This window comes from Teichococcus aerophilus (genome assembly GCF_014490485.1).
Lineage (GTDB): Bacteria > Pseudomonadota > Alphaproteobacteria > Acetobacterales > Acetobacteraceae > Pseudoroseomonas > Pseudoroseomonas aerophila.
Genome location: NZ_JACTVA010000008.1, coordinates 96,171 through 122,085 on the forward strand (window position 1 = coordinate 96,171; position 25,915 = coordinate 122,085).

Sequence of the window (25,915 nt, forward strand, 5' to 3'; positions counted from 1 at the left end):
AGGCTGGGTCGCGGTGGCGGTGCCCACACCGCAGAAGCCCAGCCCCGTGGCCCTTCCGCAACGCTTCCGCCCCGCGTTAGGCTGCTGGCCTGGGTTGGCCCGCGCGCCGCCCTCAGGCCCCTGGGAGACGATTCATGCTGAACCGCCGCAACCTGCTTGCCACCGCCGCCACCGGCATGGCCGGCGCCCTGGCTGCCCCGCATGTCGCCCGGGCGCAGGCCATGCCCAAGATCACCATCGGCATGTCCGGCTGGACCGGCTTCGCGCCACTGACGCTGGCCGAGCAGGCCGGCCTGTTCAAGGCCGCAGGCGTCGAGGTCGAGACCAAGTTCGTGCCGCAGCGGGAGCGCAACCTGGCCCTGGCCGCCGGCGCGCTGAACTGCGTGGTCACCACCGTGGACACCATGATCCTCTGGGGCAGCACCATGCCGCTGGTGCAGGTGCTGGTGCTCGACAAGTCCAAGGGCGGCGACGGCATCGCCGTGCGGCCGACCATCGGCGGCTGGTCCGACATGAAGGGCAAGACCTTCGCGGTCGATGGCGCCGGCACGACGCCCTACTTCGTGCTGGCCTACATGCTGCGGGAGAACGGGCTGTCCATCAAGGACGTGCAGACCGCGACCCTGGCGCCGCAGCCGGCCGCCCAGGCCTTCGTCGCCGGGCAGTTCGACGGCTGCTCCACCTACGAGCCCTACCTCTCCTCCATCCGCGGCATCAGCGCCACGCAGGGCCGCATCCTGGCGACGACGACGGACTATCCCTGCGTGGTGGACACCCTGGCCTTCACGCCGGATTTCGTGGCCAAGAACGAGGGCGCCGTCCGGGCCGTCATCAAGGGCTGGTACGACGCCCTGGCGATGATCAAGGCCGAGCCGGAGAAGTCGTTCGAGATCATGGGCAAGCGCGTCAACCAGTCCGGCGAGGCCTTCAAGGCCAGCGCCGCCTTCATCGAGTGGCAGGACGCCGCGATGAACAAGGCCTATGTCGGCGGCGACCTGCAGGCCTTCATGGGCAAGGCGCTGGAAGTGCAGAAGGAGGCCGCCGTCGTCCGCACCGCGCCGGACCTCGCCAAGCTGCTGGACACCCGCTTCGTCGCCTGATGCCAGAGTGATGGAACCGCTCAAGCCAGTCTCCGCCGGTGCCCGGGTCGTCCTGGGCATCGGCTTCTTTGTCCTGTTCATCGGGTTGTGGGCCGCCGTCACCTATGGCGGCGTGGTGCAGCCGCTGTTCCTCGCCTCGCCGGGCGCGGCGCTGGCGGCAGGCATCTCGCTGTTCACCGAATACAACTTCCTGGGTGACATCGGCATGACGGTATGGCGCGTGCTGGGCGGCTTCGTGCTGGCCGCCGTCATCGCCGTGCCGCTTGGCCTGATGATGGGCGCCTACAAGGGGGTGGAGGCGTTCTTCGAGCCCTTCATCTCCTTCGCCCGCTACCTGCCGGCTTCCGCCTTCATCCCGCTGCTGATCCTGTGGGCGGGGGTGGGAGAAGCGCAGAAGCTTTCGGTCATCTTCCTCGGCAGCGTGTTCCAGATCGTCATCATGGTCGCCGTCATCGCCGGGGCCACGCGGGTGGACCTGGTGGAGGCCGCCTATACGCTGGGCGCGCGCAGCCGTGGCATCCTGCGCCGCGTCATCATCCCCTCCGCCGCGCCGCAGGTGATGGAGGCGCTGCGCCTGGTGCTCGGCTGGGCCTGGACCTACGTCATCGTCGCCGAGCTGATCGGCGCGCAGAGCGGCATTGGCCACATGATCATGGACAGCCAGCGGCTGCTGGATACCGGGCAGATGATCTTCGGCATCGTCGTCATCGGCATCATCGGCCTGGTCACCGACTTCCTGTTCAAGGCGCTGAACCGGCGCCTGTTCCGCTGGGCGGCGCTCTGATGGTCCTGACCATTCGCGGGCTGACCCGCACCTTCCCCGGCCAGGGCCGCACCGCGCCGACCCTGGCCCTGCAGCCGACGGACCTGGACGTCGCGCCCGGCGAGTTCGTCTCCATCCTCGGCCCGTCAGGCTGCGGCAAGTCCACCCTGCTGCGCATCGTCGCTGGGCTGGACCGGCCGAGCGGTGGCACCGTAACCCTTGGCGGCCGGCAGGTGACCGGGCCAGGGCCGGACCGTGGCATGGTGTTCCAGTCCTACACCTTGTTCCCCTGGCTGACGGTGCGGCAGAACATCGAGTTCGGCCTGCGGGAGCGGAAGCTGCCGGAGGCGCAGATCCGCGAGATCTCGGAGAAGTTCATCGCCCGCACCGGGCTGCGGGGGTTCGAGAACCACTGGCCGCGCCAGCTCTCCGGCGGCATGCAGCAGCGCACCGCCCTGGCCCGCGCCCTGGCCAACGACCCCGAGATTCTGCTGCTGGACGAGCCCTTCGGCGCGCTGGACCACCAGACGCGGGAGCTGATGCAGGAGTTGCTGCTGGAAGTGTGGGGCGCCGACAGCCCGGAAGCCCGCAAGACCGTGCTGTTCGTCACCCACGATATCGACGAAGCCATCTTCCTGGCCAACCGCGTGCTGGTGATGTCCGCCCGCCCGGGCCGGGTGAAGGCGGAAGTGCCGGTGCCCCTGCCCTACCCGCGCGACTGGACGGTGAAGACCAGCCCGGTCTTCGCCGAGTTGAAAGCCCGGCTGATGGCGGAAATCCGCGAGGAAGTCCGCAAGGCCGCGATCGGCTGAGGCAGCGGGGCCGGGGAGCATGATCCCCCGGCCCCGCTTCCTGCGCGCCCCCTGGACGCCACGCGAGGCCTCCCCCACTCTCGCCCCCATGCCGATTTCCGATTCGATCCCCCGCGTCGCCCTCGTCACCGGCGGCGCCCGCCGGCTGGGCCGCGCCAGCGCCCTGGCCCTGGCCGGCGCTGGCTTCGACATCGCCATCCATCACCGGGATAGCCGGGAGGACGCGGAAGCGACCTGCCAGGCCGTGCAGGCACTGGGCCGCCGTGCCGTGATGCTGCACGCCGACCTGGCGGCGGAGGCCGAGGTGGCACGGCTGATCCCGGATGCCACGGCGGCGCTGGGGCCGGTCGGCGTGCTGCTCAATAACGCCTCCACGTTCGAGCGGGATGAGTGGCACGACGCGACCCGCGAGAGCTGGGACCTACATATCGAGCCCAACCTGCGCGCACCTTTCGTGTTGATGCAGGCCATGGCCACCGCGCTGCCGGAACACGCCACCGGCGTCGTCATCAACATGCTGGACCAGCGTGTGTGGTCCCTGACGCCGCATTTCGTCAGCTACACCGTCTCCAAGGCCGCGCTGTGGGCGCTGACCCAGAGCATGGCGCTGGCGCTGGCGCCGCGCATCCGCGTCAATGGCATCGGTCCCGGCCCGGCCATGCCGAGCACGCGGCAAAGCCCGGAACACTTCGCCCAGCAATGCGCCAGCGTGCCGCTGGAGCACGGCACCAGCGCGGCCGAGGTGGCCGAAGCCGTGCTGGCCATCCTGCGCCTGCCGGCGATGACGGGGCAGATGATCGCGCTGGATGGCGGCCAGCACTTGCAATGGGCCCCCTCCCAGGGGCAAAGCCTGCCGGAATGATCAGCTACACTCCCGATGCCGCCTCCGGCCTGCGGCGGGTCTTCATCCGTGGCCTCGACGTGCAGGCGCGCCTGGGCATCTACCCGCATGAGGAAGCGCCGCAACGCGTCCTCATCGATATCGAGTTGCTGGTTCGGGACGACGCGGCGCCGCATGGCACCGGCGCGGACCGGCTGGACCGGGTGGTGGATTACGAGGCCGTGGTGAAGCGCGCCCGCGCCACCGCGACCGGCGAGCATGTCCGCCTGGCCGAGACCCTGGCCGAGCGGATCGCCCTGGGAGCGCTGAAGGACCTGCGGGTGCTGAAGGTGCGGGTGACAGTGGAGAAGCCCGAGGCCTTCGCCGACGTGACCGGTGTCGGCGTGACCGTTGAGCGCGTGCGGCAGTTGACATCGTGAAATCATCCACCGCGGCAAAATACTGGCGCGGCTGAGTTTTTTCACTGAACCGTCATCTGGGGCTTGACAGGCCCGGGCCCTTGAAATCGCAAGGTTCTTCGTGAAAACAATAGGTTACGTATTTGCCCAAACTCTGGGCAACATTGTGTAACGGGCAGATGACAGCCGTTTTCCGGCGTTGGCCCACCTGTCCTCCACAGAGTTTTCCACAGCTTCGGTGAACAACTCCCGCCCTTCGGGCAGCGCTTCGATGTTGCGGAAGCGTGGCGTCTTCCTGCCCGCATCCTGAGCACAGGCGGTGTGCGGCGGCGGCGGCAGACTATCCCCGCTGGTGGTGCGGCTTACCGGTGAGGTACCCACAGACCTATCCACGAAATCGGTGGACAACTCCCAGGCCGGCCCGAGCGCCGACCAAGCCCTCATGCCGATCCGCGAGCCATGCATCGAATGCATGATGCCATGCCCGGACGGGGCCGGCCCGGTGAAGGCAGCCTTATGCGCTCCGAGGATACGCGTGGTGAAAACAGGGGCTCTTTCCGATCCCCCCGTCCCTGCCCACATTCTTATCCACTGAAACGGTGGACAAGATTTCGCTTGGTGGAGTCCCAAAACCTGCTTCGAGCTGGCCAAAACCGGCCCATTGCCACAATTCATCCACCGCCGCCCGGCACCGCCTGAAAGCGACCTTTCGTCAATGGAAATGCTGCACTTGACGGCCCGTTGCACGGAAGGAAACTTCTATCTTGTTGATTTTGTTCGCTTCATCCTTATGCTCAAACCGTAAGCATTGTCGTATGAATGGCGGATGACAGCCATTTTCCGGCCATTGCCCCCGTGCGCTCCACAGAGTTGTCCACAGGCCCCGTGGAAAAGCCTAGCAACCCCTTGAGCCAGCTTGCTGTGCGTGATTGATCCTGCCCATGTCCGCCCCTGACTCCCCCCCTGCCCCCGGCCTCTCCTCCGACGAAACGGGGGAAGCCTCGCCCATCCAGGGCGTCGCGGTGATCGAGGCGGCGCTGGTCCACATGCCGGCGGCGCCGGGCGTGTACCGCATGCTCGATGCCAAGGGGGATGCCCTCTATGTCGGCAAGGCGCGCAACCTGAAGAAGCGCGTCGTCGCCTATACGCAGATCGGGCGGCTGCCGGAGCGGCTGCGCCGCATGGTCTCCGGCACCCGCAAGATGGAGATCGTGACCACGGGCAGCGAGGCAGAGGCGCTGCTGCTGGAGGCCAACCTGATCAAGCGGCTGCGGCCGCGCTACAACATCGTCCTGCGGGACGACAAATCCTATCCGTGGCTGCTGCTGACGGAGGACCACGACTACCCGATGATCGGCAAGCACCGGGGCGAGAAGCGGAAGGGCGCCAGCTACTTCGGCCCCTTCGCCAGCGCCTGGGCCGTCAACCAGACCATCACGGCCCTGCAGCGCGTGTTCCTGCTGCGCTCCTGCCGGGACACGGTGTTCTCGGCGCGGGACCGGCCCTGCCTGCTCTACCAGATCAAGCGCTGCTCGGCCCCCTGCGTGGACCGCATCAGCAAGGACGACTATGCCGGGTTGATCAAGCAAGCGAAGCAGTTCCTCTCCGGCGAGACACCCAGCATCCAGAAGAACCTGGCCGCCGAGATGGAACAGGCGGCCGAGGCGCTGGAGTTCGAGCGTGCGGCCAGCATCCGGGACCGCATCCGGGGCCTGACGCATATCCAGGGGCAGAACAGCATCAACCTGGAAGGCGTGGGCGATGCCGACGTGGTGGCGCTGCACCAGCTGGCCGGGCAGTCCTGCGTCCAGGTGTTCTTCTTCCGCGGCGGCCGCAACAACGGCAACCGCAGCTTCTTCCCCAGCCACGCCAAGGATGACGCGGCACCGGACGAGGTCCTGACCGCCTTCCTCTCCCAGCTCTATGACGACCTGCCGCCGCCGCCGCTGGTGCTGCTCTCCCACGACCTGCCCGAGGCCGGGCTGATCGGGGAGGCGCTGAGCATCAAGGCGGGACGCAAGGTGGAGCTGCACCGGCCGCAGCGCGGCGAGAAGCGCGCCGCCGTGGACCACGCCGCGACCAACGCGCGGGAGGCGCTGGAACGCCACCTGGCCGAGAGCACTGCCCAGGGCGCCCTGCTGGACGGCGTCGCCACCCTGTTCGACCTGCCGGAACCGCCGAAGCGGATCGAGATCTACGACAACAGCCATATCCAGGGCAGCAACGCCTATGGCGTGATGGTTGTCGCCGGGCCGGACGGCTTCATGAAAGGTGCCTACCGCAAATACGCCATCCGGGGCGAGAGCGGGCTGGTGCGGAACCCGCGTGGCACCCCCCAGGCCGCGCCGCTGGAAGGCGGCGGCATCGTCAGCGCCGAGGATGGCGAGGTGGTGATGCTGCCCGGCATGGGCGAAGGCCGCTCCCCCCTGCCCGGCACCATCGGCCAGGCACCGGCCAGGCCGCCCCGCGCCGGCGGCGGCTCCCGTGCCGCCAGTGGCGGCGGCGACGATTTCGCGATGATGCGGGAGGTGTTCGAACGGCGCTTCGGCAAGGCGCTGAAGGAGGACCCGACGCGGGATGGCGAGGGCTGGCCGGATTTGGTGCTGATCGATGGCGGCGCCGGCCAGCTTTCCTCCGCCCGCGCGGTCATGGCGGAGCTGGGGCTGGAGGACCTGCCGATGGTCGCCGTGGCCAAGGGGCCGGACCGCGATGCGGGGCGCGAATGGTTCTACCGGGAAGGCCATGCGCCGATCCAGCTCCCGCCACGCGACCCGGTGCTGTACTACCTGCAACGGCTGCGGGACGAGGCGCACCGCTTCGCCATCACCACCCACCGCGCCGGCCGTTCCAAAAGTTTAACGCGCAGCGAGTTGGACGAGATCCCCGGCGTCGGTTCCGCCATCAAGCGGCGGCTGCTGAACCATTTCGGCTCTGCCCGCGGGGTGCGGCAGGCCGGGTTGAGCGACCTGAACAACTGCCCAGGCATCGGTCCGGCGATGGCGACCCGCATCCATGAGCATTTCCACCCTGGCGCAAGCGGGCCGAATTCGGCAAAGGGCTGAGGCAGAGCGTGATAGGGTACTGGCTTGCCGACTGATCTGCCCAACCTGCTGACCATCTCCCGCATCGCCGCGATCCCGCTGCTGGTGCTGCTGGCGGCGCTTCGCACGCCGGTTGGGGATGCCGCGGCCTGCGCCGTCTTCGCCATCGCCGCCATCACCGACTATTTCGACGGCAAGATCGCGCGGGAGCGGAAGCTGATCTCCGCCTTTGGCCGCATGCTGGACCCGATCGCGGACAAGCTGCTGGTCGGCTCCGCGCTGATGCTGCTGGCGGGGCTGGAGCGGCTTTCCCCGCTCGGCCTGCTGCCCGCCATCGTCATCCTGCTGCGGGAGATCCTGGTCTCCGGCCTGCGCGAGTTCCTGGCCGGGCTGTCCGTCGGCCTGCCGGTGACGCGGCTGGCGAAGTGGAAGACCGGCATGCAGATGGCGGCGCTCGGCACCCTGCTGGCCGGCGATACCGGCGCGCGGGTGCTGGGCCTCGGCTTCCTGCCGGTCAGCATGCTGGGGGAGGCCATGCTCTGGGCCGCCGCCGTGCTCACCCTGGTCACTGGCTGGGACTACCTGCGGGCCGGCCTGCGCCATGCGGAGGAGCAGGATGTCGCCCGCTCCGCCGGGGAAAACCTGCCGCCTTCGTAGGCCCGCATCTTGAGGGAGATGCGGCGCGACCGCATCTTCATCGCAGGGGCGGTTCCGCGCCGGAACGCAACGCCCACGCCTTTGTTAATCGCATGATTGGCGCTTCCCGGTGTTTCCACCGCAAGCGATCATGCGCTGGAATTCTCGTTTGTCAGGAGTCGATAATGGGCAAGCCCCGGATGGCGTTGCGGTTGACGGCAGTGGGCGCCCTGGCGGCGTTGGCCGCCTGTGCCGGCCGCCCGTTGGAAGCACCGGTGGACAGCCTGACGGTGGCCCGCGTGATGGGGCAGCCGGTCGAGGTCGATCCGCTGCTGCCGGTTGCCGGCAGCGTCTGGCCGAGCGCATCGGATGAAGAGCGCCGCGGCACCATCGGCAACCCCGATGCGGTGATCCGGCCGGACCAGCAGAATGACCGGCCGCCGCCGCTGCGCCGGGGCAGTTCCACCCCGCCGGCCCTGCCGCCGGTGACGGATGCCTATCCCGGCCTGCGCCAGCCGGCGCCGCCGCCCGCCCCGGTCTATGCCCCGCCCGCCCGTGCCGATGGCCGCGTGATCCCAACGCCGCAAGGCCCGGCCATCACCACCGGCGGTGGCCCCGGCTACGCCACCTACACGACACCGGACGGTGCCACCGGCATCGCCGTGCCCCAGGGCTCCACCACGACGCTGATGGATGCCGATGGCCGCGTGCGGCAGGTCCCGACGCCGCGCTGACGCCATGGAAGTCCTATATTTCGCCTGGGTGCGGCAGAAGGTCGGCTTGGGGTCGGAGCGTGTCTCCCCCCCACCCGCCGTCACTGATATCGGCGGGCTGATGGACTGGCTGAGCAGCCGCAGCGCCGGCCATGCCGAGGCTTTTGCGCATGGCAAGCAGATCCGCGCTGCCGTGAACCAGGAATTCTGCACGCGGGACCACCCTGTCCGCGCCGGCGATGAAGTGGCGTTCTTTCCACCCGTGACCGGCGGCTGAGCGGCATGGCCACCATCCGCGTCCAGGAAGCGCCGTTCGATGTGGCGGCGGAGACCGCCGCCCTGTCGGCCGGACGGGTGGATGTGGGCGGCATCGCCAGCTTCCTCGGCCTCTGCCGGGCCGATGACGGGTTGGCGGCGCTGGTGCTGGAACATTATCCCGGCATGACCGAGCGCGCCCTGGCCGGCATCGTGGCCGAGGCGGAGGGCCGCTGGCCACTGACCGGCTGCACCGTCATCCACCGCGTCGGCCGCATCCTGCCTGGGGAGCCGATCGTGCTGGTGCTGGCTGCCAGCCGCCACCGCACCGCCGCGCTGGAAGCCTGCGCCTTCCTGATCGACTGGCTGAAGACCGGCGCGCCGTTCTGGAAGCGCGAGGAATTCGCCGACGGCCAGTCCCGCTGGGTCGAAGCCCGCGCCAGCGACGACGCCGCCGCGGCGAAATGGGGTTGAAGGCGCTTCTCGCCATCCTGCTGGGCGGGCTGATGCTGGTCTGGCCCGCCTTCCTCAACGGCTACCCCATCCTGTTCAGCGATACCGGCGCCTTCCTGGCGCAGACGGTGCAGCCTCTCATGATCTGGGACAAACCCTGGATCTACGGCCCCCTGCTGCACGCTTTCCACTGGGGCATCAGCCTGTGGGGGCCGCTGCTGGCGCAGGGGCTGGTGATGGCCCACCTTCTGTGGCTGACGCAGCGGGCGGTGCGCGGCCATGCCACGCCTGGCGCGCACCTGTTGCTCTGCCTGGCGCTGGCGCTGCTGACCGCCCTGCCCTGGGTGACCGCGCTGCTGATGCCGGATGCACTGACGCCGATGGTGGCGCTGTGCCTGTACCTGCTCGGGCTGGGGCGGGCTTCGCTGTCCCGGCGGGAAGTGGCCTATCTGCTGGTGCTGTGCACGCTGTCCATCGCCGCGCATCTCTCCCACTTGCCGTTGGCTGCGGCGCTGGTCGTGGCCACGGCATTGCTGGCACGGCGGTTGTGGCCGGTGCTGCGCGTGGTGGCGCCGCTGGTGCTGGCGGTAGGGCTGCTGCTGGGCACCAACTGGGTCGGCCATGGGCGGCTGTCGCTCTCCCCCTACGGCTCCACCTTCCTGCTGGCACGGATGATCGGGGACGGCACCGCCGCCCGTACCATCGAGGCACGTTGCCCGCAATCTGGCTGGTATCTCTGCGCCTGGGCCGGGCGGCTGCCGGCGGATAGCGACGACTTCCTCTGGCTGCCGGACAGCCCGTTGAACCGGGACGCCAACGGCAACGCCATCTTCCTCGGCGGGGCCCGGCTGGCACCGGAAGCGCGTCAGATCGTCGCTGAGACGATCCGGCGGGAGCCGGTCGGCGTCGCCTGGGCCGCGCTACGGAATTTCGGCCGGCAGTTGCTGCTGGCCGGGGTGGGCGACACGCTGGGGCGGGACAATCTCGGCACCGCCGCCCGCCCCAGGCTGGAGCAAGGCTTCGGCCCGGCCGAAGTGGCGCGCTACGACGCTGCTGCCCAGGCGCGGGACCTGCTGCCGGGCCGCGCCGCGCCGTTCCTGTGGCCTTACGCGCCGGTGCTGCTGCTGGGTATGGCCGGGCTGGCCGTCATGGCGTGGCGGCTGCGCGGGGCGCCGCAGGCCTTCGCATTGTTCCTGTTCGTCGCCGTGGCGGCCAATGCCTTCGCCACCGGGGCGCTGTCCAAGCCGCACCACCGGTACCAGGCGCGCATCGCCTGGTTGCTGCCCTTCGGCGTGGCCGTGCTGGCCCTGCCGCGCCGGCCCGTGGTGGCGTCACCCCCGGCGGCCATCGCCGCCTAGGGAGACCACCTGGCCGAGCCCTATCGCCCAATGCCAGTCCGCCCGCCACAAGGAGCAGCCCACGATCAACCAGGGCAGTTCCAGAAATGGGTTTCCAAAGGCCTCAGGCTTTTGGCGGGGAGAGTTCGAGACGGGCCGAGCCCCTCTCAAGCCGCAGAAGAAACCCGGCTAGCCAAGTGCATCCGGCAGGCTCGCCACCGCCGGCCCGGGCTTCAGGCGGCGTGGGCGCATGAACAGGCGGGTGATCTCCGGGTGGCTACCTTCCACGGCCAGGGTCAGCTCGGCGGCGGCGCGTTCCACCTCCTCGCCGTTCAGGTCGTCGCGGAAGTCGATGGTGATGGCCAGCAGCACCTCGCGCGGGCCGAGCTGCATGCTCAGCATTTCGTCCACCGCCGCCACGCGCGGGTCGGCCGCCAATACCGCGCGGACATCGGCCAGCGAGCGGCGGGAGGCGGATTCACCGGTCAGCAGGCTCAGCGTCTCCCGCGCCAGGAACACCGCGGTGCCGACGAGCAGCACGCCGATGATGACCGAGGCCACGCCGTCCAGCGCCGGCATCTCCAGCCATTGGGACAGGGCAACGCCGATGATGGCAATGAACAGGCCGAACAGCGCCGCCGAATCTTCCAGCAGCACGGCGAACACGCTGGGGTCCTTGCTGGCACGGATAGCACCCCAGAGCGGCTCGCCCAGATGCATGCTGCGGAACTCGCGCAGCGCCACGCGGAAGGAAAAGCCCTCGAACACGATGGCCAAGCCCAGCACCGCGTAGTTCACCCAGGCATTCCGCATCGGCTCGGGCGCCGAGATCTTGTGGATACCCTCGTAGATCGAGAAGGCGCCGCCCAGCGAGAAGATCAGCAGGGCGACGACGAAGGCCCAGAAGTACAACTCCATGCCGTGGCCGAAGGGGTGGTCCGGGTCGGGCGGCCGCGCGGCACGGCGCAGGCCCAGCAACAGCAGCCCCTGGTTGCCGGTATCCACCGCCGAGTGGATGGCCTCGCTGAGCATGGCGGAGGAACCGGTATAGGCCGCCGCCGCGAATTTCGTGACCGCGATGGCAAGGTTGCCCGCCAGCGCCGCGTAGATGACCTTGCGGGAGCCGCTGCTCGCCATGGCCGTATTCCTTGGAGCGTGACCGCCCGCGGTGGGGCCACCGGAAAGCATGGGTCACAGGGTCAAACGGGGCCCTGGCGCGTGATCGTCGCAGAGGCCGCACGCATCGGCCGGTGGCGAACCCGCGCCGAGGCGTGGTGCCGTGCAGAACCCGGGCTGGCCACCTCGGGTTGCAGCGCTACAGCCAGCCGGCCTTGCGGAAGCGGGAATAGAGGAAGCCGCAGACCGCCACGATGACTGCCACCGTCATCGGGTAGCCATACGCCCATTTCAGTTCCGGCATATTTTCGAAGTTCATGCCATAGAGGCCGGCGATCGCGGTCGGCACTGCCAGGATGGCGGCCCAGGCGGCCAGCTTGCGGGTAATGACGCTCTGCTGCTGCTGCTCGATCAGCAGCCCCAGCTCGAACACCGAGCGCAGCACATCCCGCAACCCGCCGACCTGGATCTCCACCCGCTTCACATGGTCGTTCACGTCGCGGAAATAGTGGCGCATGTCGGCGTCGATGCAGGGCAGGTCCAGCTTCTCCAGCTTGCCGCTCATCTCCTGCATCGGGCCCAGGATGCGGCTGAACCGCATCAGGTGCCGCTTGTGGCGGAAGATGCGCTGGATCTCGTCCTTGGTCAGCGGGCATTCTAGGGAGCGGCTCTCCAGCGCCAGCACCTCTTCCTCGATCGCCTCGATGATCGGGGTGTAGCCGTCGACGATGAAGTCCAGCACGCCGTGCAGCACGAAGTCGACGCCATGCTTCAGCCGCTCAGGCGCCGCCTCCAGTTGGTTGCGCAACTTGGTATGGGCGCGGGCGGAGCCGTGCCGGACGGTGATGATGAAGTTGCGGCCGACGAAGATGGCGGTCTCGCCATAGAGGATCTCGCCATCCTCCAGCCGCGCGGTGCGGGCGACGACGAAGAGCTGCTCGCCGTACACTTCCAGCTTGGGCAACTGGTGGGCGGCCAGCGCGTCCTCCACCGCCAGCGGGTGCAGGCCGAAGCGCTCGGCCAGCTCCCGCAGCTCGCCCTCGGACGGCTCGAACAGCCCGATCCAGACGAACTCGCCGGAATCCAGCCGCCAGCGCGCCTCCGGCGGGCGGGAGGGGTCCGGAACGGCGCAGCCATCCCGGTAGATCGATGCGGCGACAACGCTCATCCAACCGTCTCCCCGCTGAACCGGGCCGGCGTGTTCGTGCCGGCCCCGGCGATAGTGCGTGATCGCCTGAGGTGGAAGCACCGCAAGGCGTGAATCACGTGATCAAACAAAGACCTGGAGCGTGATGGCGTAAGGTGGGATCACCGAAAGCCTGAATCACGCGACCAGACAAAGGCGTTGAGCATGGTGCGTGAACGAAGGCGAACGCATCATGCTCCAGTACCAGCCAGTGTGTGTCCGAGACGTGAAGCGGCGGTTAAAGCTTCAGCCGGCTGCCTGCACCAGCCGCTGCTCCGCCCGCTCCCGGCCAATCAGGGGCAGGAACAGCTTCAGCTCGGGCCCATGCTCCTCCCCCGTCAGGGCAAGGCGCAGAGGCAGGAACAACGCCTTGCCCTTGCGCCCGGATGCAGCGCCCAACGCGCGGGTCCAGGCGCTCCAGGTCGTCTCGTCCCATGGCGCGGGCGGCAGGGCGGCCAGGGCGGCGCGCAGGAACTCGGCCTGGTCCGGCTGGGGCGGGATCTCCGGCGCGCCGGTAGCGATGTCGTGCCAGTCCCGGGCCTCGGACATCAGGTCCAGGTTGCCGCGCACGGCCAGCCAGAAGGCCTCGTCGGCGCCCTCCGGCAACTGGGCCTTCACCTGCTCGAAGCTCAGGCCGTGCAGGTAGCGGCGGTTCAGCGCCAGCAGTTGCGTCGGGTCGAACCGCGCTGAGCTCTTGGAGAGTTTGTCCAGCGCGAAGCCGGCCACAAGCTGCGCCGGCATGCCCGCCACCGGGTCCTGCGAGGAGCCCAGCGCCGCCAGGTACCCGGCCAGCGCCGCCGGCTCGATCCCATCCCGCCGCAACTGCCGCAGGCCCATGGAGCCGATGCGCTTGGACAGCTGGCTGCCATCCGCATCCGTCAGCAGCGGCAGGTGCGCGAAGTCGATCCGCCCCGGGCGCATGCCCAGCGCTTCCATGATGTCGATCTGCACGCCGGTATTGGTGACGTGGTCCTCACCGCGGATGACGCCGGTGATGGCGGTATCCAGGTCGTCCACCACCGAGGTGAAGGTGTAGAGGAACGACCCGTCGGCCCGGATCAGCACCGGGTCCGAGATCGGCGGCAGCTTCACCGCGCGATGGCCGAGGACATGGTCCTGCCACTCCACCGTGCGCGGGGAGAGCTTGAAGCGCCAATAGGGCTTCTTGCCGTTGGCGATGGCGCGTTCCAGCTGCTCCGCCGTCATCTGCAGGGCGGCGCGGTCATAGACCGGGGGGCGGCCCTGGCGCTGGCGCTGCTCCCGCTTGAAGCGCAGCTCCTCCTCGCTCTCCAGGCAGGGGTAGAGGCGGCCATCGGCCTTCAGCCGGGCGGCGGCGGCCTCATAGGCCTCCAGCCGCTCGGTCTGGGCGAAGCTCTCATCCCAGTCCAGGCCCAGCCAGCGCAGGTCTTCCTCGATCGCCGTGGCGTATTCGGGCTTGGAACGCTCGGTATCCGTGTCGTCGAAGCGGAGCACGAAGGTGCCGCCGGACTTGCGCGCCACCAGCCAGTTGGCCAGGGCCACGCGCGCATTGCCCACATGCAGGTAGCCCGTCGGGCTGGGGGCGAAGCGCAATTTCATTCGGCATCCTCCGCGTCGTCGTCTTCATCGCGGCGGGGGTCCAGCACGCGCCAGTTGCGCTCCTCCGGGTCCTCCACCTTGTTCGCCGCGAAGTCGCGGATCTCGGTGCCGCTGGTCCAGCCCTGGCCGTCCTGGCTCACCACTTCCGCGTCCTCGCCGAAGGCGAACCAGGCTTGCAGCACATCCTCCGCGCCCATGCCCTTCGCCCGGCAGCGCTCGATCGAGTCGCGCACGTAGCGGCGGGCAAAGGCGTTGGCCTGCACCAGCGTGGGGAAGCCGCGGATGGTCTCCACCGGCTCGGCGCCATTGCCGCCGGAGAGGTCACGGATACGGACGGCAAAGCCGCCCTCGGGCGAGAAGAGGTTTTCGTCGAAGGAACCGCTCATGAGGCTGGGTCAGTAAATCCATGGGTCAGGGGGGCGTGGCGATCTCGCCACCGGCCGAGCGTCATGCCCGGGGAAGCCTGCTGCCGCTTGTACCCGCCCCGGTGCATCCTGCGCCAGAGAGCGCTGGCCATCGATAGGTCGGCGCCCCGCGCCGCCAGGGCGCCGGGGGTCTGGCCGCGATCGGCCAGGGCTTGCAGGACGGCGTCGGCGTCGCTGCCCGGCGCCACCGCCGCCACGTCGAGGCCGCGCCAGCGGGCCAGGGCGTGGGCCTCGTTGGCATACAGGCCTTTCAACGGAGCGAAGCCGCCAGGGGTCGAGGCCTCGCCCAGCAGCCAGGCGGTGCGGTCGAAGCCGGGCAACAATACCTCACCCCGCGCCTCGGCCAGGGAAAGCAGGATGGCATCGCGCAGCCGGCGCGCGGCCTCCGGTGCCTCGCAGCCCGGCACGGCGATGGTAGGCACGCGCTGCCAGGCGAGGCCGAGGCGGATGGCGGCGTCCGGCGACGCGTCCTCCGGGACCAGGGCCCGTACCCGGCTGGTGCCGAACGCGTCCGCCGCCAGCGCCAGCACCAGCGCCGCACCGACACCACCGTCCAGCGGCACGGCAGCGCCGGCAAAGCCGTTCCTGGACACGTGATCGGCGAGGCCGAACGTCAGCAGGCGCCAGAGCCGCTCCTCCCCCGCCATGGCAGCCGGCAGAGGCTGGGGCGCGCAATGCCAGCCTTCCACCTCCCGCTGCCACGCGGCCACTGCCAGCGCATCGCCCATCTCGGGCAGGCGCAGGGCCAGGGAGCGGTCGGCATTCAACACGAAGCCGCCGCCGGCATAGACATCCTCGTCCTGCCCGCCCCACTGGCCGGCCCAGGCCAGCGGCAGGCCGGTTTCCACCACGCGCGCCACCGCCAGGTCGATCTCGGGCACTGTATCGGCCACGCCGGCGGACGTGGCGCCGGGGCAGAGCAGCAACTCAGCGCCGGATTCCGCCAGGGTCTCCGCCACGCTGGGGTCAGCGAGGTCGGCGCCGGTCATCAGCCCCAGGCGGATGCCGTGGAAGGCGACCGGGCCAGGTGCCGGGCCAGGCTGGAAGAGGCCGTCCCGTTCCGGCACCGCGTGGCGGGCGCGGCGGGCCAGGATGCGGCCCTCCCCTAACAGGAAGGTCGTGTCGTAAAGCGCACCGGCCTCCAAAGCCGGCGCGCCCACCAACAGGGCCGGGCCACCATCGGCCGTGGCGGCGGCCAGTTCGGCCAGCGCGGCGTCGCAGGCGGCGCGGAAGCCGGCATCCCGGGCGAGGTCCCGCGCCGGATGGCCACAGAGCGAGGCCTGGGGCGTCAGCAGCAGCGCCGCCCCCTGGCCCGCTGCCTCCGCCCGCATGGACAGAATGCGCGCGGCATTGGCGGGCAACGCACCCAGATGCGGGTTCAGTGCTGCCAGAGCGAGGTTCAGGCGTTGGCTCACGCCGGCGGCGCCGGCAAGGCCTCGCGATAGTCGGGCTGGCCGCGCAGGCAGCCCAGTACCAGCGCGATGACAATGCCCAGGCCGGGAATGAGGACCAGCAGGGCCCACCAGCCGCTCTGCCCCAGGTCGCGCCAGCGCTTGGCGGCGCCGGCCAGCATCGGTACCCACAGCAGCACCATGGCCAGCTGAATGGCGCCGCTCCAACGGGCGCTGGCGGATGCCAGGTCCTGCATGGCGGTAAGCCCGTCCTGGCCGGGATCGTCCAGCGCCATCAGCGTCATCTGGCCCAGGCTCTGCGTGATCAGCGTCATGATGAGGAAGGACAGGATCATCTGCGCCCCGCCCACCGGGATGAGGTAGCCGAACCAGTAGGTATGGCGCCCGATGCGCCCACGGGGGCTGAGCCAGCGTTTCACTCGGTCGTCCTCATCGTCATCCGGCCGAGTTGGCCTCAGCTGGGGCGGCGCGCAACCCCCAGCACCATGCCGGCCGAGACCAGGAGGACGCCCAGCAGCCCCACCCAGCCCAATGGTTCCCCCAGCAGCGGCCAGGCGGCCAGCGCCGCCAGGGCGGGCGTCAGCGCGGTGACGGTAGTCGTGCGGGCGGCGCCCAGGGCGTTCACGGCCCGGGTGAACAGGAAGCCGGCCACCACTACGGCGAACAGCCCGTGATAGACCATCTGGAACGCCACGGCGCCGAGCGGGGCCTCCGCCAGGCGGCTGGGCAGGAACAGCCACCAGACCGGCAGGTAGAGAAACACCGGGTAGAGCGCCAGCGCCGTGGTGGCCGCCACCGCCTGAACACGCCAACGGCGGATCAGCAGCGTGAAGCTGGCCCAGGAGCAGCAGCCCAGCAGGAACAGCACATCTCCCCGCCAGGCCCCGGGGTGGGAGCCGAACGTATCCGCCGCCAGCAGCCCGATGCCGATGCCGACCACGGCCAGGGACACGACCTTCTGCCGGTCCCACCCCTCGCCAAAGAACAGCGTGGCGAGGCCGGCGGTGACGAAGGGCAGCAGCCCGGTCATGAACACCGCGCCATGCGCGGTCGGCGCGAAGGTGAAGCCGGCATAGGAGGCCAGGGGGAAGCCAAAGGCGGCGCCCGCCATCAGCCCGAGGACACGCAGCGGCGGGATGCGGGGCCAGCCAAAGGCCGCCACCAGTGCCAGCCCGACCAGGAAGGCACCGGAATAGCGCAGCGCCGCCACGTCCCACGGCGTGAAGGGCTGCGTGGCCGAGAGGCGGGAGGCCAGCAGGAAGCCCGTCCAGACCAGCACGACGCCGACGGCGCAGAGCAGACCGGTCAACCGCTCCCTGGCAGGGGAGGCGATCGAGCCGGGGGCGGCAGGGGCTGGGCTGGGCATGCGGCAGCATAACCTTGAGCGCCGGGCCTTGCCCATCGGGCCCCACGACAATGAGGGTTGCGTGATTTTACCGCCGGCCATGGCAGACTCGGTGGCTTGCCTCTTGCGGCGGCATTTCGCGCTGCGATATCCATATGTTGGTGGTGGACCTCTCCGCTTCCCCAATCAGAGGTGTCCCGCACCGCTCCAACCAGGAAGGAGGTGCCACGATGTCCGGACTGCAGACCGTAGACCGAGACCGTTCCGTCAACCCGCTTGACGTCCTGGAACAGATCGTCACAGCGAATGAGTGGAATTTCGATCGCCGCTCGGATGGCGAGATGGCGGCCGAGGCACCCGGCAAGTGGTGCAATTACGGCATGTTCTTCTGCTGGTCGCAGGATATCAGCGCCATGCACTTCACCTGCGCCTTCGACCTGAAAGTACCGGCCACCCACCGCCAGAAGCTTTACGAGCTGCTGGCCCTGGCCAACGAGAAGCTGTGGATCGGCCATTTCGGCATCGATAGCGAGGATGGCGGGCCGGTGTTCCGTCACGCCGTGCTGCTGCGCGGCGCCCGCGGTGCCAGCGCCGAAAGCCTGGAGGACATGATGGACATCGCCATCACCGAGTGCGAGCGCTTCTACCCCGCCTTCCAGTTCGTCCTGTGGGGCGGCAAGTCGCCCGAGGAAGCGCTGCAGGCCGCCATGCTGGATTGCGTGGGCGAGGCATGAGCCACGCCGCTTTGCCGTCCCTGCTGCTGATCGGTTGCGGCAAGATGGGCGGCGCCATGCTGGAAGGCTGGCTGGAACAGGGCGTGGAGCAGGTGGTGGTGGTGGAGCCCTATGCGGGGGCCACCGCCGCCTTCGCCGGCCGCGTCACCACCGTTGATAGCGTGGAGAAGGTGCCGGCGGGGTTCAGCCCCGCCGCCATCATCCTGGCCACCAAGCCGCAACAGGCCGAAGCCGCCCTGCCCGGCTGCGCGCGCTTCGCGCAGGCCGGCGCGCTGTTCATCTCCGTCATGGCGGGCAAGACCGTCGCCGGCATGACCGGGATGTTGGGTGGGGATGCGCGGGTGGTGCGGGCCATGCCCAATACCCCCGCCGCCGTCCGCCAGGGCTTTACCTGCTGCTTCGCCGGTGAAGGCGTCACTACCGTGCAGAAGGCCCTGGCCGATGCGCTGCTCTCCGCCGTGGGCGAGGTCGCCTGGGTGGAGGATGAAGGGTTGATCGACCCGGTCACCGCCGTCTCCGGCGGCGGCCCCGCCTATGTCTTCCTGCTGGCCGAGGTGCTGGAACAGGCGGCGATCAGCCAGGGCCTGCCGAAGGACCTGGCGCGGCGGATGGCGCGGCGCACCGTCGCCGGCTCCGGCGCCCTGCTGGCGGCCAGCGAGCTGGATGCCGCCCAGCTCCGCATCAACGTCACAAGCCCCAAGGGCACCACCGAGCGCGCCCTCAACGTGCTGATGGCCCCCGATGCCTGGCCGAAGCTGATGGAAGAAGCCATCGCGGCCGCGACCGCACGGTCGCGCGAATTGGCGGGCTGATCGGCGCTTCCGGCGCGGTTGCCTCTGGTCAAACCGCCCGGAAGCACCAAACTGCGCTGCATGAGCGACAGCACGACCTCCCCCGATACCGCCCTGTTCGACGCCTTCTGGAAGCTGGTGGCCGAGCAGGGCTGGCACCGCCTGACCCTGAACGCCGTGGCGGCCGAAGCCGGCATGAGCCTGGCCGAGCTGCGGGAGAAGGTGCCGCACAAGGGCGCCCTGCCCTGCCTGTTCGCCCGCTCCGTCGACCAGGCCGTACTGAGCGGCACCCCGGCCACCAGCACCGGCACGGCGCGGGATCGGTTGTTCGATGTGCTGATGCAGCGCATCGACGTGCTGCAGCCGCACCGGGACGGGCTGATCCGCATGGGCAAGGAGATGCGGACCGACCCGCTGCTGGCGCTGATGCTGGCGCCGCAAATGGCGGCCTCGATGTCCTGGATGCTGGAGGCGGCGCGGATCGACACCAGCGGCATCACCGGCGCGCTGCGGGTGAAGGGGCTCTGCGCCGTCTGGATCGCCACGCTGCGGGCGTGGGAGCAGGACGAGGGCGCCGATCTCGGCCAGACCATGGCCGGGCTGGACAAGGCGCTGGACCGGGCGGAACAGGTGGGCCGCACCCTGCGCCTGACGACGGACGAGGACACCGCTCCCGCCACGCCGTGAGGCCAGGGCGTGGTGGCCTGGGGTGGAATCGCCGGGAGACGTGAATCCTGCGATGAAACAAAAGCATGGAGGGTGCGCGGCGAAGCTGCGGGACCAGAGCACGCTCCAGGCGCCGCATCATGAGAATGTCTTCCGCTCCCCCGGCGAAGAGGTCTAGGCTGGCCTGATAAGCCAGATAAGGGAAACGCCGTTGTCCGATACATCCAGTCCAGGCGCGGGCGGCTCAGGCTCGGGCGGCCGCTCGCCGGGGAACGACATCATGCGCCTCCTCTCCGACTTCCGCCTGCCGGCCATGCCGGACGTGGAGAGCCTCGCCGCTGCACAGCGCCGGAATTTCGAAGCGCTCTCCGCCGCCAACCGCGTGGCGCTGGAAGGCGCGCAGGCGGTGGCCAAGCGGCACATGGAAATCCTGCAGCAATCAATGGCCGAGCTGACGGAAGCGGTGCGCGCCGCCTCCTCCACCACCGGCTCGCCGCAGGATAAGGCGACCAGCCAGGCAGAGCTGGTGAAGGCCACCTATGGCCGCGCCGTGGCGAACATGCAGGAGATCTCGGACCTCATCCAGAAATCGAACGGGGAGGCTGTCTCCCTGCTCAACCGCCGCTTTGCCGAAGCGATGGACGAGGTGAAGACGCTGATGGCCAAGGCCAGCACCCCGCCCAAGGCGTAGCGCCGCCCGGCAGGCCAGCCCACGCGCGGGCTGGCCGCCTGCTCAGGCCGGTAGCCGGACCCGGGCGCGCAACCCGCCCAACGGGCTGCTCGCCAGGGTGATATCCCCGCCATGCGCGCGCGCGATATCCCGCGCGATGGCCAGCCCCAGCCCCGTTCCGCCATCCGAGAAGCTGGCGAAGGGCTTGAAGGCATCCTCCCGTACATCCTCCGGAATGCCCGGGCCATCGTCGTCGACGGTGATCTGCACCCATTGCGTGCCGGCGCGGGCACCGTCCGCCCGTGGCACTTCCTCCAGCGCCACGACGATACGGGCAGCGTGGCGGCGGGCATTGTCCAGCAGGTTGCCCAGGCAGCGCCGCAGCGCATCCACCCGCAGCGGCAGCACCAGGGAATCCGGTGCCTCCACCTCCAGCGTCGCGCCGTCCTTCGGTGCGCGGGCGGCGAGGTCCCGCACCAGGTCGGCCAGGTCGGCGGGCTGGGACTGCTCGGTACCCTCCCCGCGCGCGAAAGCCAGATAGGTGGCGATCAGCCGCTCCATCTCGGCCACGTCCTCGATCATGGCAGAGGCGTCGTCCTCCGTCCCCGCCGGCAGCATGGCGATGCCCAGGCGCAGGCGCGTCAGCGGCGTCCGCAGGTCGTGGCTGATGCCGGCCAGCATCTCCGTCCGCTGGTTGATGAAGCGGCGGATGCGGCCCTGCATCTGGTTGAAGGCCGCCGCTGCCTGCCGCACCTCGGCCGCGCCTTCCGGCTTGATGGCGCCGTGCTGCCGGCCGATGCCGAAGGCCTCCGCCGCGCTGGCCAGACGGCGGATGGAGCGCACCTGGTTCTTCATGAACAGCGCCGCCACCAGGAACAGCAGCAGCGAGGTGCCGACCATCCAGATAACGAACAGGTACAGCGTGCCGAAGAACAGCCGCTTCCGGGGCGCCTCCACATGCAGCACGCCATCCGGCAACTGCACGCGGATGATGACGCTGCGCGGATCGGTCTGCCAGTCGGTGTCGAAGGGTAGTCGCATGCGCTCGCCCAGAGCCTGCACCAGGTCACCCTCCAGCGGCAGGATGGGCAGCCAGCCCTGGCGGAAGCCGCCGGCGGACATGGTGGCCCCACGCTCGAACGCCAGGGAGAGGTCGAAGCGCCAGGCGGCCTCGTGGAAGATCCAGCCACGGTCCTCCTCACTGGGGAAGCGCATCATCAGTTCGGTGACCATGCCGACATCGCCGGCGACGCCGCCCGCCAGCCGGCGGGAGATGACGTCCAGATGCCCGCCATAGAACAGCTGCAAGGCGACGCCCTGCAGAATCAGCAGCGGCAGCAGGATGATCAGCAGGGTGCGGCCAAGCAGCCCGCGCGGCAGCAGGCCACGGATCAGGCGGGCGATGCGCTTCATCGGCCGGCTCAGGCGCCGGGCCGCAGCACGTAGCCGCGGTGGCGGATGGTCTGCAGGAAGCGCGGCTCGCGCGGGTCGGGCTCGATCTTGCGGCGCAGGCGCGTGACCTGCACGTCGATCGCGCGCTCCCCCGCCTCCGGCGTGCCAAGGGCGGCGGCGATCTCTTCCCGCGTCAGCACGTCCCCGGCGCGGCGGGCCAGGGCGGAGAGCAGCGCGGCCTCCCCCCCGGTCAGGCGCTGGGTGCCGTCCTGGCCGCGCAGCTCGCCCCGTTCCGGGTCGAACCAATGGGGGCCGAGCTGCACTGGCGCCATCGGCAGGCCGGAGGGTGCGGCCGGCGCGGCGCGCTTGAGGATGGTGCGGATGCGCAGCGCCAGCTCACGCGGGTCGAAAGGCTTGGCCAGGTAGTCGTCGGCACCGCGCTCGAACCCCGCGATACGGTCATCTGGGGCGCCGGCGGCGGTCAGCATCAGGATCGGCACCTCATGGCCGTCGCGCCGCAGGCTCTCGGTCAGGTCCAGGCCCGATTCGCCCGGCATCATCACGTCCAGCACCAGCAGGTCGAAGGACATGCTGGCCAGGGCCTGCCGCGCCGCCGTCGCATCCGCCGCAGCGCTGACGCGGAAGCCCTGCTCGGAGAGGAAGCGCTGCAGCAGGTTGCGCAGCCGGGCATCGTCATCCACCACCAGCAGGTGGGCCGGCGGCATCGCGGTTTCCATCAGGCGACACTCCTCGAAGGGCCGATCGGCAGGCCGGTGCCCTGGGCCGGTTCGGCACGGTCCAGTTGCGCACGGGCCTCGGCCCCCATCAGTCCGCGCATGACGCGGCGGAAGCCCTCCACCGCCACCGGCCCGGCCTCGCGGTAGGCCCGCATTACCCATTCGCGCTGCCGCTCGAACAATTTCCGCTCCAGCTCCTGGCCCTTGGGCGTCAGGGAGAGCAGCCGCTGGCGACGGTCGTTGCGGCCATGCGCCTGCACCACGTAGCCATCCTCGATCAACGGCGTCAGCACGCGGCCGAGGGACTGCTTGGTGATGCCGAGGATGGACAGCAGCTCCCCCACCGTGATGCCGGGGCGGCGGCCGACGAAATGCAGCACGCGGTGATGCGCGCGGCCCATGTTGATCTCGGCGAGCAGGGCATCGGGGCCGGCCGTGAAGTCCCGATAGCCGAAGAAGAGCAGGTCCTGGGCCAGCCGCAATTCCTCCTCCCTCAGGAAGAGGAGTTGGCGGCCGGCCCCCATGGGCTTGCTGTCAGGCGTATCGGACATGGATGGCATGCTCGGTTTTTGGGTCAGTCTTGTTGACACATTAAACGATAAATTTTACGGTCTGGCTTCTAAACGCAATTATGTTGCGCAAGAAAGCCCCGAAGGATAACGCACATGGCCCTGGTTCCTTTCGACGACCGCGACGGCTGGATCTGGCTCGATGGTGAGATGGTTCCGTGGCGCGACGCGAAGCTTCATGTCCTGACCCATGGGCTGCATTATGGCAGCGGAGTGTTCGAGGGCGAACGGGCCTATGGCGGAAACATCTTCAAGCTGCATGAGCATACCGGCCGCCTGATCGCCTCCGGCCAGATCCTGGGCTTCAACATCCCATGGACCGCGGAAGAGATCGATGCCGCATGCATCGATGTGCTGGCCCGCAACAACCTGACCGACGCCTATCTGCGCCCCATCGCCTGGCGGGGGACGGAGATGCTGGCGGTCTCCGCCCAGCAGACGAAGATCCATCTGGCCATCGCCGCCTGGGCCTGGCCCAATCTGTTCGGCAACAACCGCATGAAGGGCGTGCGGCTGGGCATGGCGCAATGGCGGCGGCCGGCGCCGGATACCGCGCCGACGGCCAGCAAGGCCTCCGGCCTGTACATGATCGGCACCCTGTCCAAGCACGCGGCGGAGGCCGAGGGCTACGACGACGCGCTGATGCTGGATTACAAGGGCGACGTGGCCGAGGCCACCGGGGCCAACGCTTTCTTCGTCTTCGATGGCGAAGTGCATACGCCGACCCCCACCTGCTTCCTGGATGGTATCACCCGCCGCACGGTGATGAAGCTGGCCATCAACCGCCAGATGAAAGTGGTGGAGCGGACCATCCGGCTGGAGGAGCTGAAGGACGCGACCGAAGTGTTCCTGGCCGGCACCGCCGCCGAAGTGACACCGGTCCGCTGCATCGGCGCGCAGACCTACACGCCCGGCCACATCACCCAGACCCTGCTGGACGACTACGAAGCCCTGGTGCGCAAGACGCCCGAGGAAGTCAGCCGGATCGCCTGAGGCCAACCCACGACGGCTGCATCACGCTGGCCGCCGGGGCCGAGACGCAAAAAGGGACCCTGAGGAGGGTCCCTTTTCATCAGTCACGCGCCCACCACGCGGAGCGCGGCGGGTTAGGCCAGATGGCTAGCGCTGGCCGCCCTTCTTCCCGGCCTCGGACGCCTTCTGGCGGTCCTGCGCGAAGTTGCCCGGGTTGCCCTTGCCGGAATCCTGGCTGTGCTGGGCGCCACCCTGGCCGCCATGGCTATGCTGGCCGCCTTTCTTGCCCGCTTCGGACGCCAGCTCGCGGTCCTGCGCGAAGCCCTGCTTGCCGCTGCCCTGCTGCTTGTTCTGGGTCATCTCTCTGTTCCTCCTGTTGTTGCTTCAGGCACGTTCCAGGGTGAACCTCCGGCACTGACCCAGGTTCCGGCAGCCCACCTTCCCCCATCCCGCCCCACAGGCCACAATGGCGGCGAACCGGCGCCAAAGCAGGAGAAACGGCTGGCATGACCTGGGATGACACGACCGCGCGAGCGACCCTGCGGCGGCTGTTCGACATCGCCATCCGCGCAGCGGACCCCCGCGCCATCCTGGCGGCGCACCTGCCGGAACGGCCGAAGGGGCGCGTCATCGTCATCGGCGCCGGCAAGTCGGCCTCGGTGATGGCGGCGGCGGTGGAGGAGGCCTGGCCGGATGCGGATCTCTCCGGCCTCGTCGTCACCCGCTACGGCCATGCGGTGCCGACCCGGCGCATCGAGACGGTCGAGGCTTCGCACCCCGTGCCGGACGCGGCTGGCGAGGCGGCGGCGCGGCGCATCCTGGCCCTGATGCAGGGGCTGACGGCGGATGACCTGGTGCTGGCGCTGATCTCCGGCGGCGGCTCCGCCCTGCTGGCGCTGCCGGATGGCGGGCTGACCCTGACGGACAAGCAGGCGGTCAACCGCGCCCTGCTGGCCAGCGGCGCCACCATCCAGGAAATGAACTGCGTCCGCCGCCACCTCTCCGCCATCAAGGGCGGCCGGCTGGCAGCGGCGGCGCACCCCGCGCGGGTGGTGACGCTCGCTATCTCCGACGTGCCGGGGGACGAGCCCAGCGTCATCGCTTCCGGCCCCACCGTGCCGGACCCCACCACCTTCGCAGAAGCCCAGGCCATCCTGGCGCGCTACGAAGCCGAGGTCCCGGCGGCCGTCGCCGCGCATCTGGCGGACGCGGTGGAGGAGACCCCCAAGCCGGGCGACCCGCGTTTGGCCCGGGCCGAATTCCGCATGATCGCCACGCCGCAGATGGCGCTGGAGGCTGTGGCGGCCGAGGCGAAGGCCATGGGCCTGCCAGCCCTGCTGCTGGGCGACGCGCTGGAAGGCGAGGCCGCCGTGCTCGGCACCGTGCTGGCCGGCATCGCCCGCAGCGTGCGCAGCCATGGTCACCCGCTGCCGGCGCCCTGCTTGTTGCTCTCGGGCGGCGAGACCACGGTGACGATCCGCCCCGGCACCCCCAAGGGCGGGCGCGGCGGGCGCAATTCCGAGTGCCTGCTGGGCTTCGCCGTGGCTGCCGCCGGCGCGCCGGGCGTCTGGGCGCTGATGGGTGATACCGATGGCATCGATGGATCGGAGGACAATGCTGGCGCCATTGTCACGCCGGACACCCTGGCGCGGGCCCGTGCGGCGGGTCTAGACCCTCGGCTGAGCTTGTCTTCACACGACAGTTACGGGTTGTTCGCTAGCTTAGGCGACACCATCGTCACAGGGCCGACGCTGACGAACGTCAACGACCTGCGTCTGGTGCTGATTGCCTAGGGTATATCCAAGTCAGGCGGAATCGCCTGCCCAGTGGAGATGCTCGCAAGAACAAGAAGCGGGAGTCTGGCGGGTGAGCCTCTGCGAACCTGACAGGCTCCAGACCTGACTTTGACCGCGTAAGCCACGTCCCCGGTTGAAACAACCTTCGACGATCGCGCCTCAACCCGGCAAAAACCG

28 protein-coding genes are annotated in these 25,915 nt (G+C 69.5%); 17 read left to right on the plus strand and 11 right to left on the minus strand.

The genetic code is table 11. The annotated features are described in order from the left end of the window. The first annotated feature begins 134 nt into the window (after positions 1 to 134). The 11 genes from IBL26_RS06945 (at position 135) to IBL26_RS06995 (ending at position 10,370) form a co-directional block, all read left to right on the plus strand. Entirely contained in the window at positions 135 to 1,100 is a 966-nt protein-coding gene (locus IBL26_RS06945; RefSeq protein ID WP_187783743.1) for an ABC transporter substrate-binding protein, read from the plus strand. 10 nt (positions 1,101 to 1,110) lie between these two features. Then, positions 1,111 to 1,884, plus strand: a complete 774-nt coding sequence (locus IBL26_RS06950; RefSeq protein ID WP_187783744.1) for an ABC transporter permease — start codon at positions 1,111 to 1,113, stop codon at positions 1,882 to 1,884. After that, positions 1,884 to 2,675, plus strand: coding sequence for an ABC transporter ATP-binding protein (locus IBL26_RS06955; protein ID WP_187783745.1), 792 nt, complete (start codon positions 1,884 to 1,886; stop codon positions 2,673 to 2,675). The genes IBL26_RS06950 and IBL26_RS06955 overlap by 1 nt, the downstream gene beginning before the upstream one ends. Before the next feature lie 88 nt (positions 2,676 to 2,763). Next, positions 2,764 to 3,537 (plus strand): SDR family oxidoreductase, encoded by a 774-nt coding sequence (locus tag IBL26_RS06960; RefSeq protein WP_187783791.1) that lies wholly within the window; start codon positions 2,764 to 2,766, stop codon positions 3,535 to 3,537. Then, a complete protein-coding gene (locus IBL26_RS06965) occupies positions 3,534 to 3,935 on the plus strand; it encodes a dihydroneopterin aldolase (protein WP_187783746.1) in 402 nt (133 codons plus the stop codon). The genes IBL26_RS06960 and IBL26_RS06965 overlap by 4 nt, the downstream gene beginning before the upstream one ends. A 920-nt stretch (positions 3,936 to 4,855) precedes the next feature. Then, positions 4,856 to 6,976: an excinuclease ABC subunit UvrC gene (gene uvrC / locus IBL26_RS06970; RefSeq protein WP_187783747.1), complete on the plus strand. Its 2,121-nt coding sequence runs from the start codon at positions 4,856 to 4,858 to the stop codon at positions 6,974 to 6,976. A 24-nt stretch (positions 6,977 to 7,000) separates the two neighbouring features. Beyond that, entirely contained in the window at positions 7,001 to 7,612 is a 612-nt protein-coding gene (pgsA, locus tag IBL26_RS06975) for a CDP-diacylglycerol--glycerol-3-phosphate 3-phosphatidyltransferase (RefSeq protein WP_187783748.1), read from the plus strand. 164 nt (positions 7,613 to 7,776) lie between these two features. After that, complete coding sequence (locus tag IBL26_RS06980) at positions 7,777 to 8,325, plus strand: hypothetical protein (protein WP_187783749.1); 549 nt, start codon at positions 7,777 to 7,779, stop codon at positions 8,323 to 8,325. 4 nt (positions 8,326 to 8,329) lie between these two features. Further along, on the plus strand, positions 8,330 to 8,581 hold the full coding sequence (moaD, locus tag IBL26_RS06985; protein ID WP_187783750.1) for a molybdopterin converting factor subunit 1: 252 nt from the start codon (positions 8,330 to 8,332) through the stop codon (positions 8,579 to 8,581). Positions 8,582 to 8,586: 5 nt separating this feature from the next. After that, complete coding sequence (locus IBL26_RS06990; RefSeq protein ID WP_187783751.1) at positions 8,587 to 9,033, plus strand: molybdenum cofactor biosynthesis protein MoaE; 447 nt, start codon at positions 8,587 to 8,589, stop codon at positions 9,031 to 9,033. Next, on the plus strand, positions 9,024 to 10,370 hold the full coding sequence (locus IBL26_RS06995; RefSeq protein WP_187783752.1) for a hypothetical protein: 1,347 nt from the start codon (positions 9,024 to 9,026) through the stop codon (positions 10,368 to 10,370). The genes IBL26_RS06990 and IBL26_RS06995 overlap by 10 nt, the downstream gene beginning before the upstream one ends. 168 nt (positions 10,371 to 10,538) lie before the next feature. On the opposite strand, the gene IBL26_RS07000 is transcribed toward IBL26_RS06995, so the two are convergent. The 7 genes from IBL26_RS07000 to IBL26_RS07030 all read right to left on the minus strand — a co-directional run bounded on the left by IBL26_RS07000 (position 10,539) and on the right by IBL26_RS07030 (position 17,432). Further along, the gene (locus IBL26_RS07000; RefSeq protein WP_187783753.1) at positions 10,539 to 11,486 is read right to left on the minus strand and encodes a cation diffusion facilitator family transporter; all 948 of its coding nucleotides are present in this window, start codon (positions 11,484 to 11,486) and stop codon (positions 10,539 to 10,541) included. Positions 11,487 to 11,664: 178 nt separating this feature from the next. Beyond that, the gene (locus IBL26_RS07005) at positions 11,665 to 12,633 is read right to left on the minus strand and encodes a magnesium and cobalt transport protein CorA (protein ID WP_187783754.1); all 969 of its coding nucleotides are present in this window, start codon (positions 12,631 to 12,633) and stop codon (positions 11,665 to 11,667) included. A 264-nt stretch (positions 12,634 to 12,897) separates the two neighbouring features. After that, positions 12,898 to 14,229 (minus strand): glutamate--tRNA ligase, encoded by a 1,332-nt coding sequence (gene gltX, locus IBL26_RS07010; protein ID WP_187783755.1) that lies wholly within the window; start codon positions 14,227 to 14,229, stop codon positions 12,898 to 12,900. Next, positions 14,226 to 14,615, minus strand: a complete 390-nt coding sequence (locus IBL26_RS07015; RefSeq protein ID WP_187783756.1) for a hypothetical protein — start codon at positions 14,613 to 14,615, stop codon at positions 14,226 to 14,228. The genes gltX and IBL26_RS07015 overlap by 4 nt, the downstream gene beginning before the upstream one ends. Next, complete coding sequence (locus IBL26_RS07020) at positions 14,612 to 16,069, minus strand: nitrilase-related carbon-nitrogen hydrolase (protein ID WP_187783757.1); 1,458 nt, start codon at positions 16,067 to 16,069, stop codon at positions 14,612 to 14,614. The genes IBL26_RS07015 and IBL26_RS07020 overlap by 4 nt, the downstream gene beginning before the upstream one ends. Then, on the minus strand, positions 16,066 to 16,485 hold the full coding sequence (locus IBL26_RS07025) for a DUF805 domain-containing protein (RefSeq protein WP_187783758.1): 420 nt from the start codon (positions 16,483 to 16,485) through the stop codon (positions 16,066 to 16,068). Before IBL26_RS07025 ends, IBL26_RS07020 begins: the two co-directional genes overlap by 4 nt. Positions 16,486 to 16,520: 35 nt before the next feature. Beyond that, positions 16,521 to 17,432, minus strand: a complete 912-nt coding sequence (locus IBL26_RS07030) for a DMT family transporter (protein WP_187783759.1) — start codon at positions 17,430 to 17,432, stop codon at positions 16,521 to 16,523. Positions 17,433 to 17,641: 209 nt separating this feature from the next. On the opposite strand from IBL26_RS07030, the gene IBL26_RS07035 reads away from it, so the two are divergent. From IBL26_RS07035 to IBL26_RS07050, 4 genes are all read left to right on the plus strand, one after another. Beyond that, complete coding sequence (locus IBL26_RS07035) at positions 17,642 to 18,145, plus strand: type III secretion system chaperone family protein (protein ID WP_187783760.1); 504 nt, start codon at positions 17,642 to 17,644, stop codon at positions 18,143 to 18,145. After that, positions 18,142 to 18,957, plus strand: coding sequence for a pyrroline-5-carboxylate reductase (gene proC, locus IBL26_RS07040; protein ID WP_187783761.1), 816 nt, complete (start codon positions 18,142 to 18,144; stop codon positions 18,955 to 18,957). The genes IBL26_RS07035 and proC overlap by 4 nt, the downstream gene beginning before the upstream one ends. 60 nt (positions 18,958 to 19,017) lie before the next feature. After that, positions 19,018 to 19,623, plus strand: coding sequence for a TetR family transcriptional regulator (locus IBL26_RS07045; RefSeq protein ID WP_187783762.1), 606 nt, complete (start codon positions 19,018 to 19,020; stop codon positions 19,621 to 19,623). A gap of 259 nt (positions 19,624 to 19,882) precedes the next feature. Next, positions 19,883 to 20,293 carry a phasin family protein gene (locus IBL26_RS07050; protein WP_187783763.1) on the plus strand — a complete coding sequence of 137 codons (411 nt, stop codon included), beginning with the start codon at positions 19,883 to 19,885 and terminating at the stop codon, positions 20,291 to 20,293. A 42-nt stretch (positions 20,294 to 20,335) separates the two neighbouring features. On the opposite strand, the gene IBL26_RS07055 is transcribed toward IBL26_RS07050, so the two are convergent. The 3 genes from IBL26_RS07055 to IBL26_RS07065 are packed head-to-tail and all read right to left on the minus strand — an operon-like array spanning position 20,336 to position 22,952. Beyond that, complete coding sequence (locus tag IBL26_RS07055; protein ID WP_187783764.1) at positions 20,336 to 21,685, minus strand: sensor histidine kinase; 1,350 nt, start codon at positions 21,683 to 21,685, stop codon at positions 20,336 to 20,338. 8 nt (positions 21,686 to 21,693) lie between these two features. Next, complete coding sequence (locus IBL26_RS07060) at positions 21,694 to 22,401, minus strand: response regulator (RefSeq protein ID WP_187783765.1); 708 nt, start codon at positions 22,399 to 22,401, stop codon at positions 21,694 to 21,696. After that, entirely contained in the window at positions 22,401 to 22,952 is a 552-nt protein-coding gene (locus IBL26_RS07065) for a MarR family winged helix-turn-helix transcriptional regulator (protein ID WP_187783766.1), read from the minus strand. Before IBL26_RS07065 ends, IBL26_RS07060 begins: the two co-directional genes overlap by 1 nt. 114 nt (positions 22,953 to 23,066) lie before the next feature. Here IBL26_RS07065 and IBL26_RS07070 point away from each other — a divergent pair, with 114 nt between their 5' ends. Further along, positions 23,067 to 23,963: a branched-chain amino acid aminotransferase gene (locus IBL26_RS07070; RefSeq protein ID WP_187783767.1), complete on the plus strand. Its 897-nt coding sequence runs from the start codon at positions 23,067 to 23,069 to the stop codon at positions 23,961 to 23,963. Positions 23,964 to 24,089: 126 nt separating this feature from the next. On the opposite strand, the gene IBL26_RS07075 is transcribed toward IBL26_RS07070, so the two are convergent. After that, positions 24,090 to 24,302 carry a con-10 family general stress protein gene (locus IBL26_RS07075; RefSeq protein WP_187783768.1) on the minus strand — a complete coding sequence of 71 codons (213 nt, stop codon included), beginning with the start codon at positions 24,300 to 24,302 and terminating at the stop codon, positions 24,090 to 24,092. 146 nt (positions 24,303 to 24,448) lie between these two features. Between IBL26_RS07075 and IBL26_RS07080 the strand changes: the two genes are divergently transcribed. Further along, entirely contained in the window at positions 24,449 to 25,735 is a 1,287-nt protein-coding gene (locus tag IBL26_RS07080; protein ID WP_187783769.1) for a glycerate kinase type-2 family protein, read from the plus strand. Positions 25,736 to 25,915 lie beyond the last annotated feature (180 nt).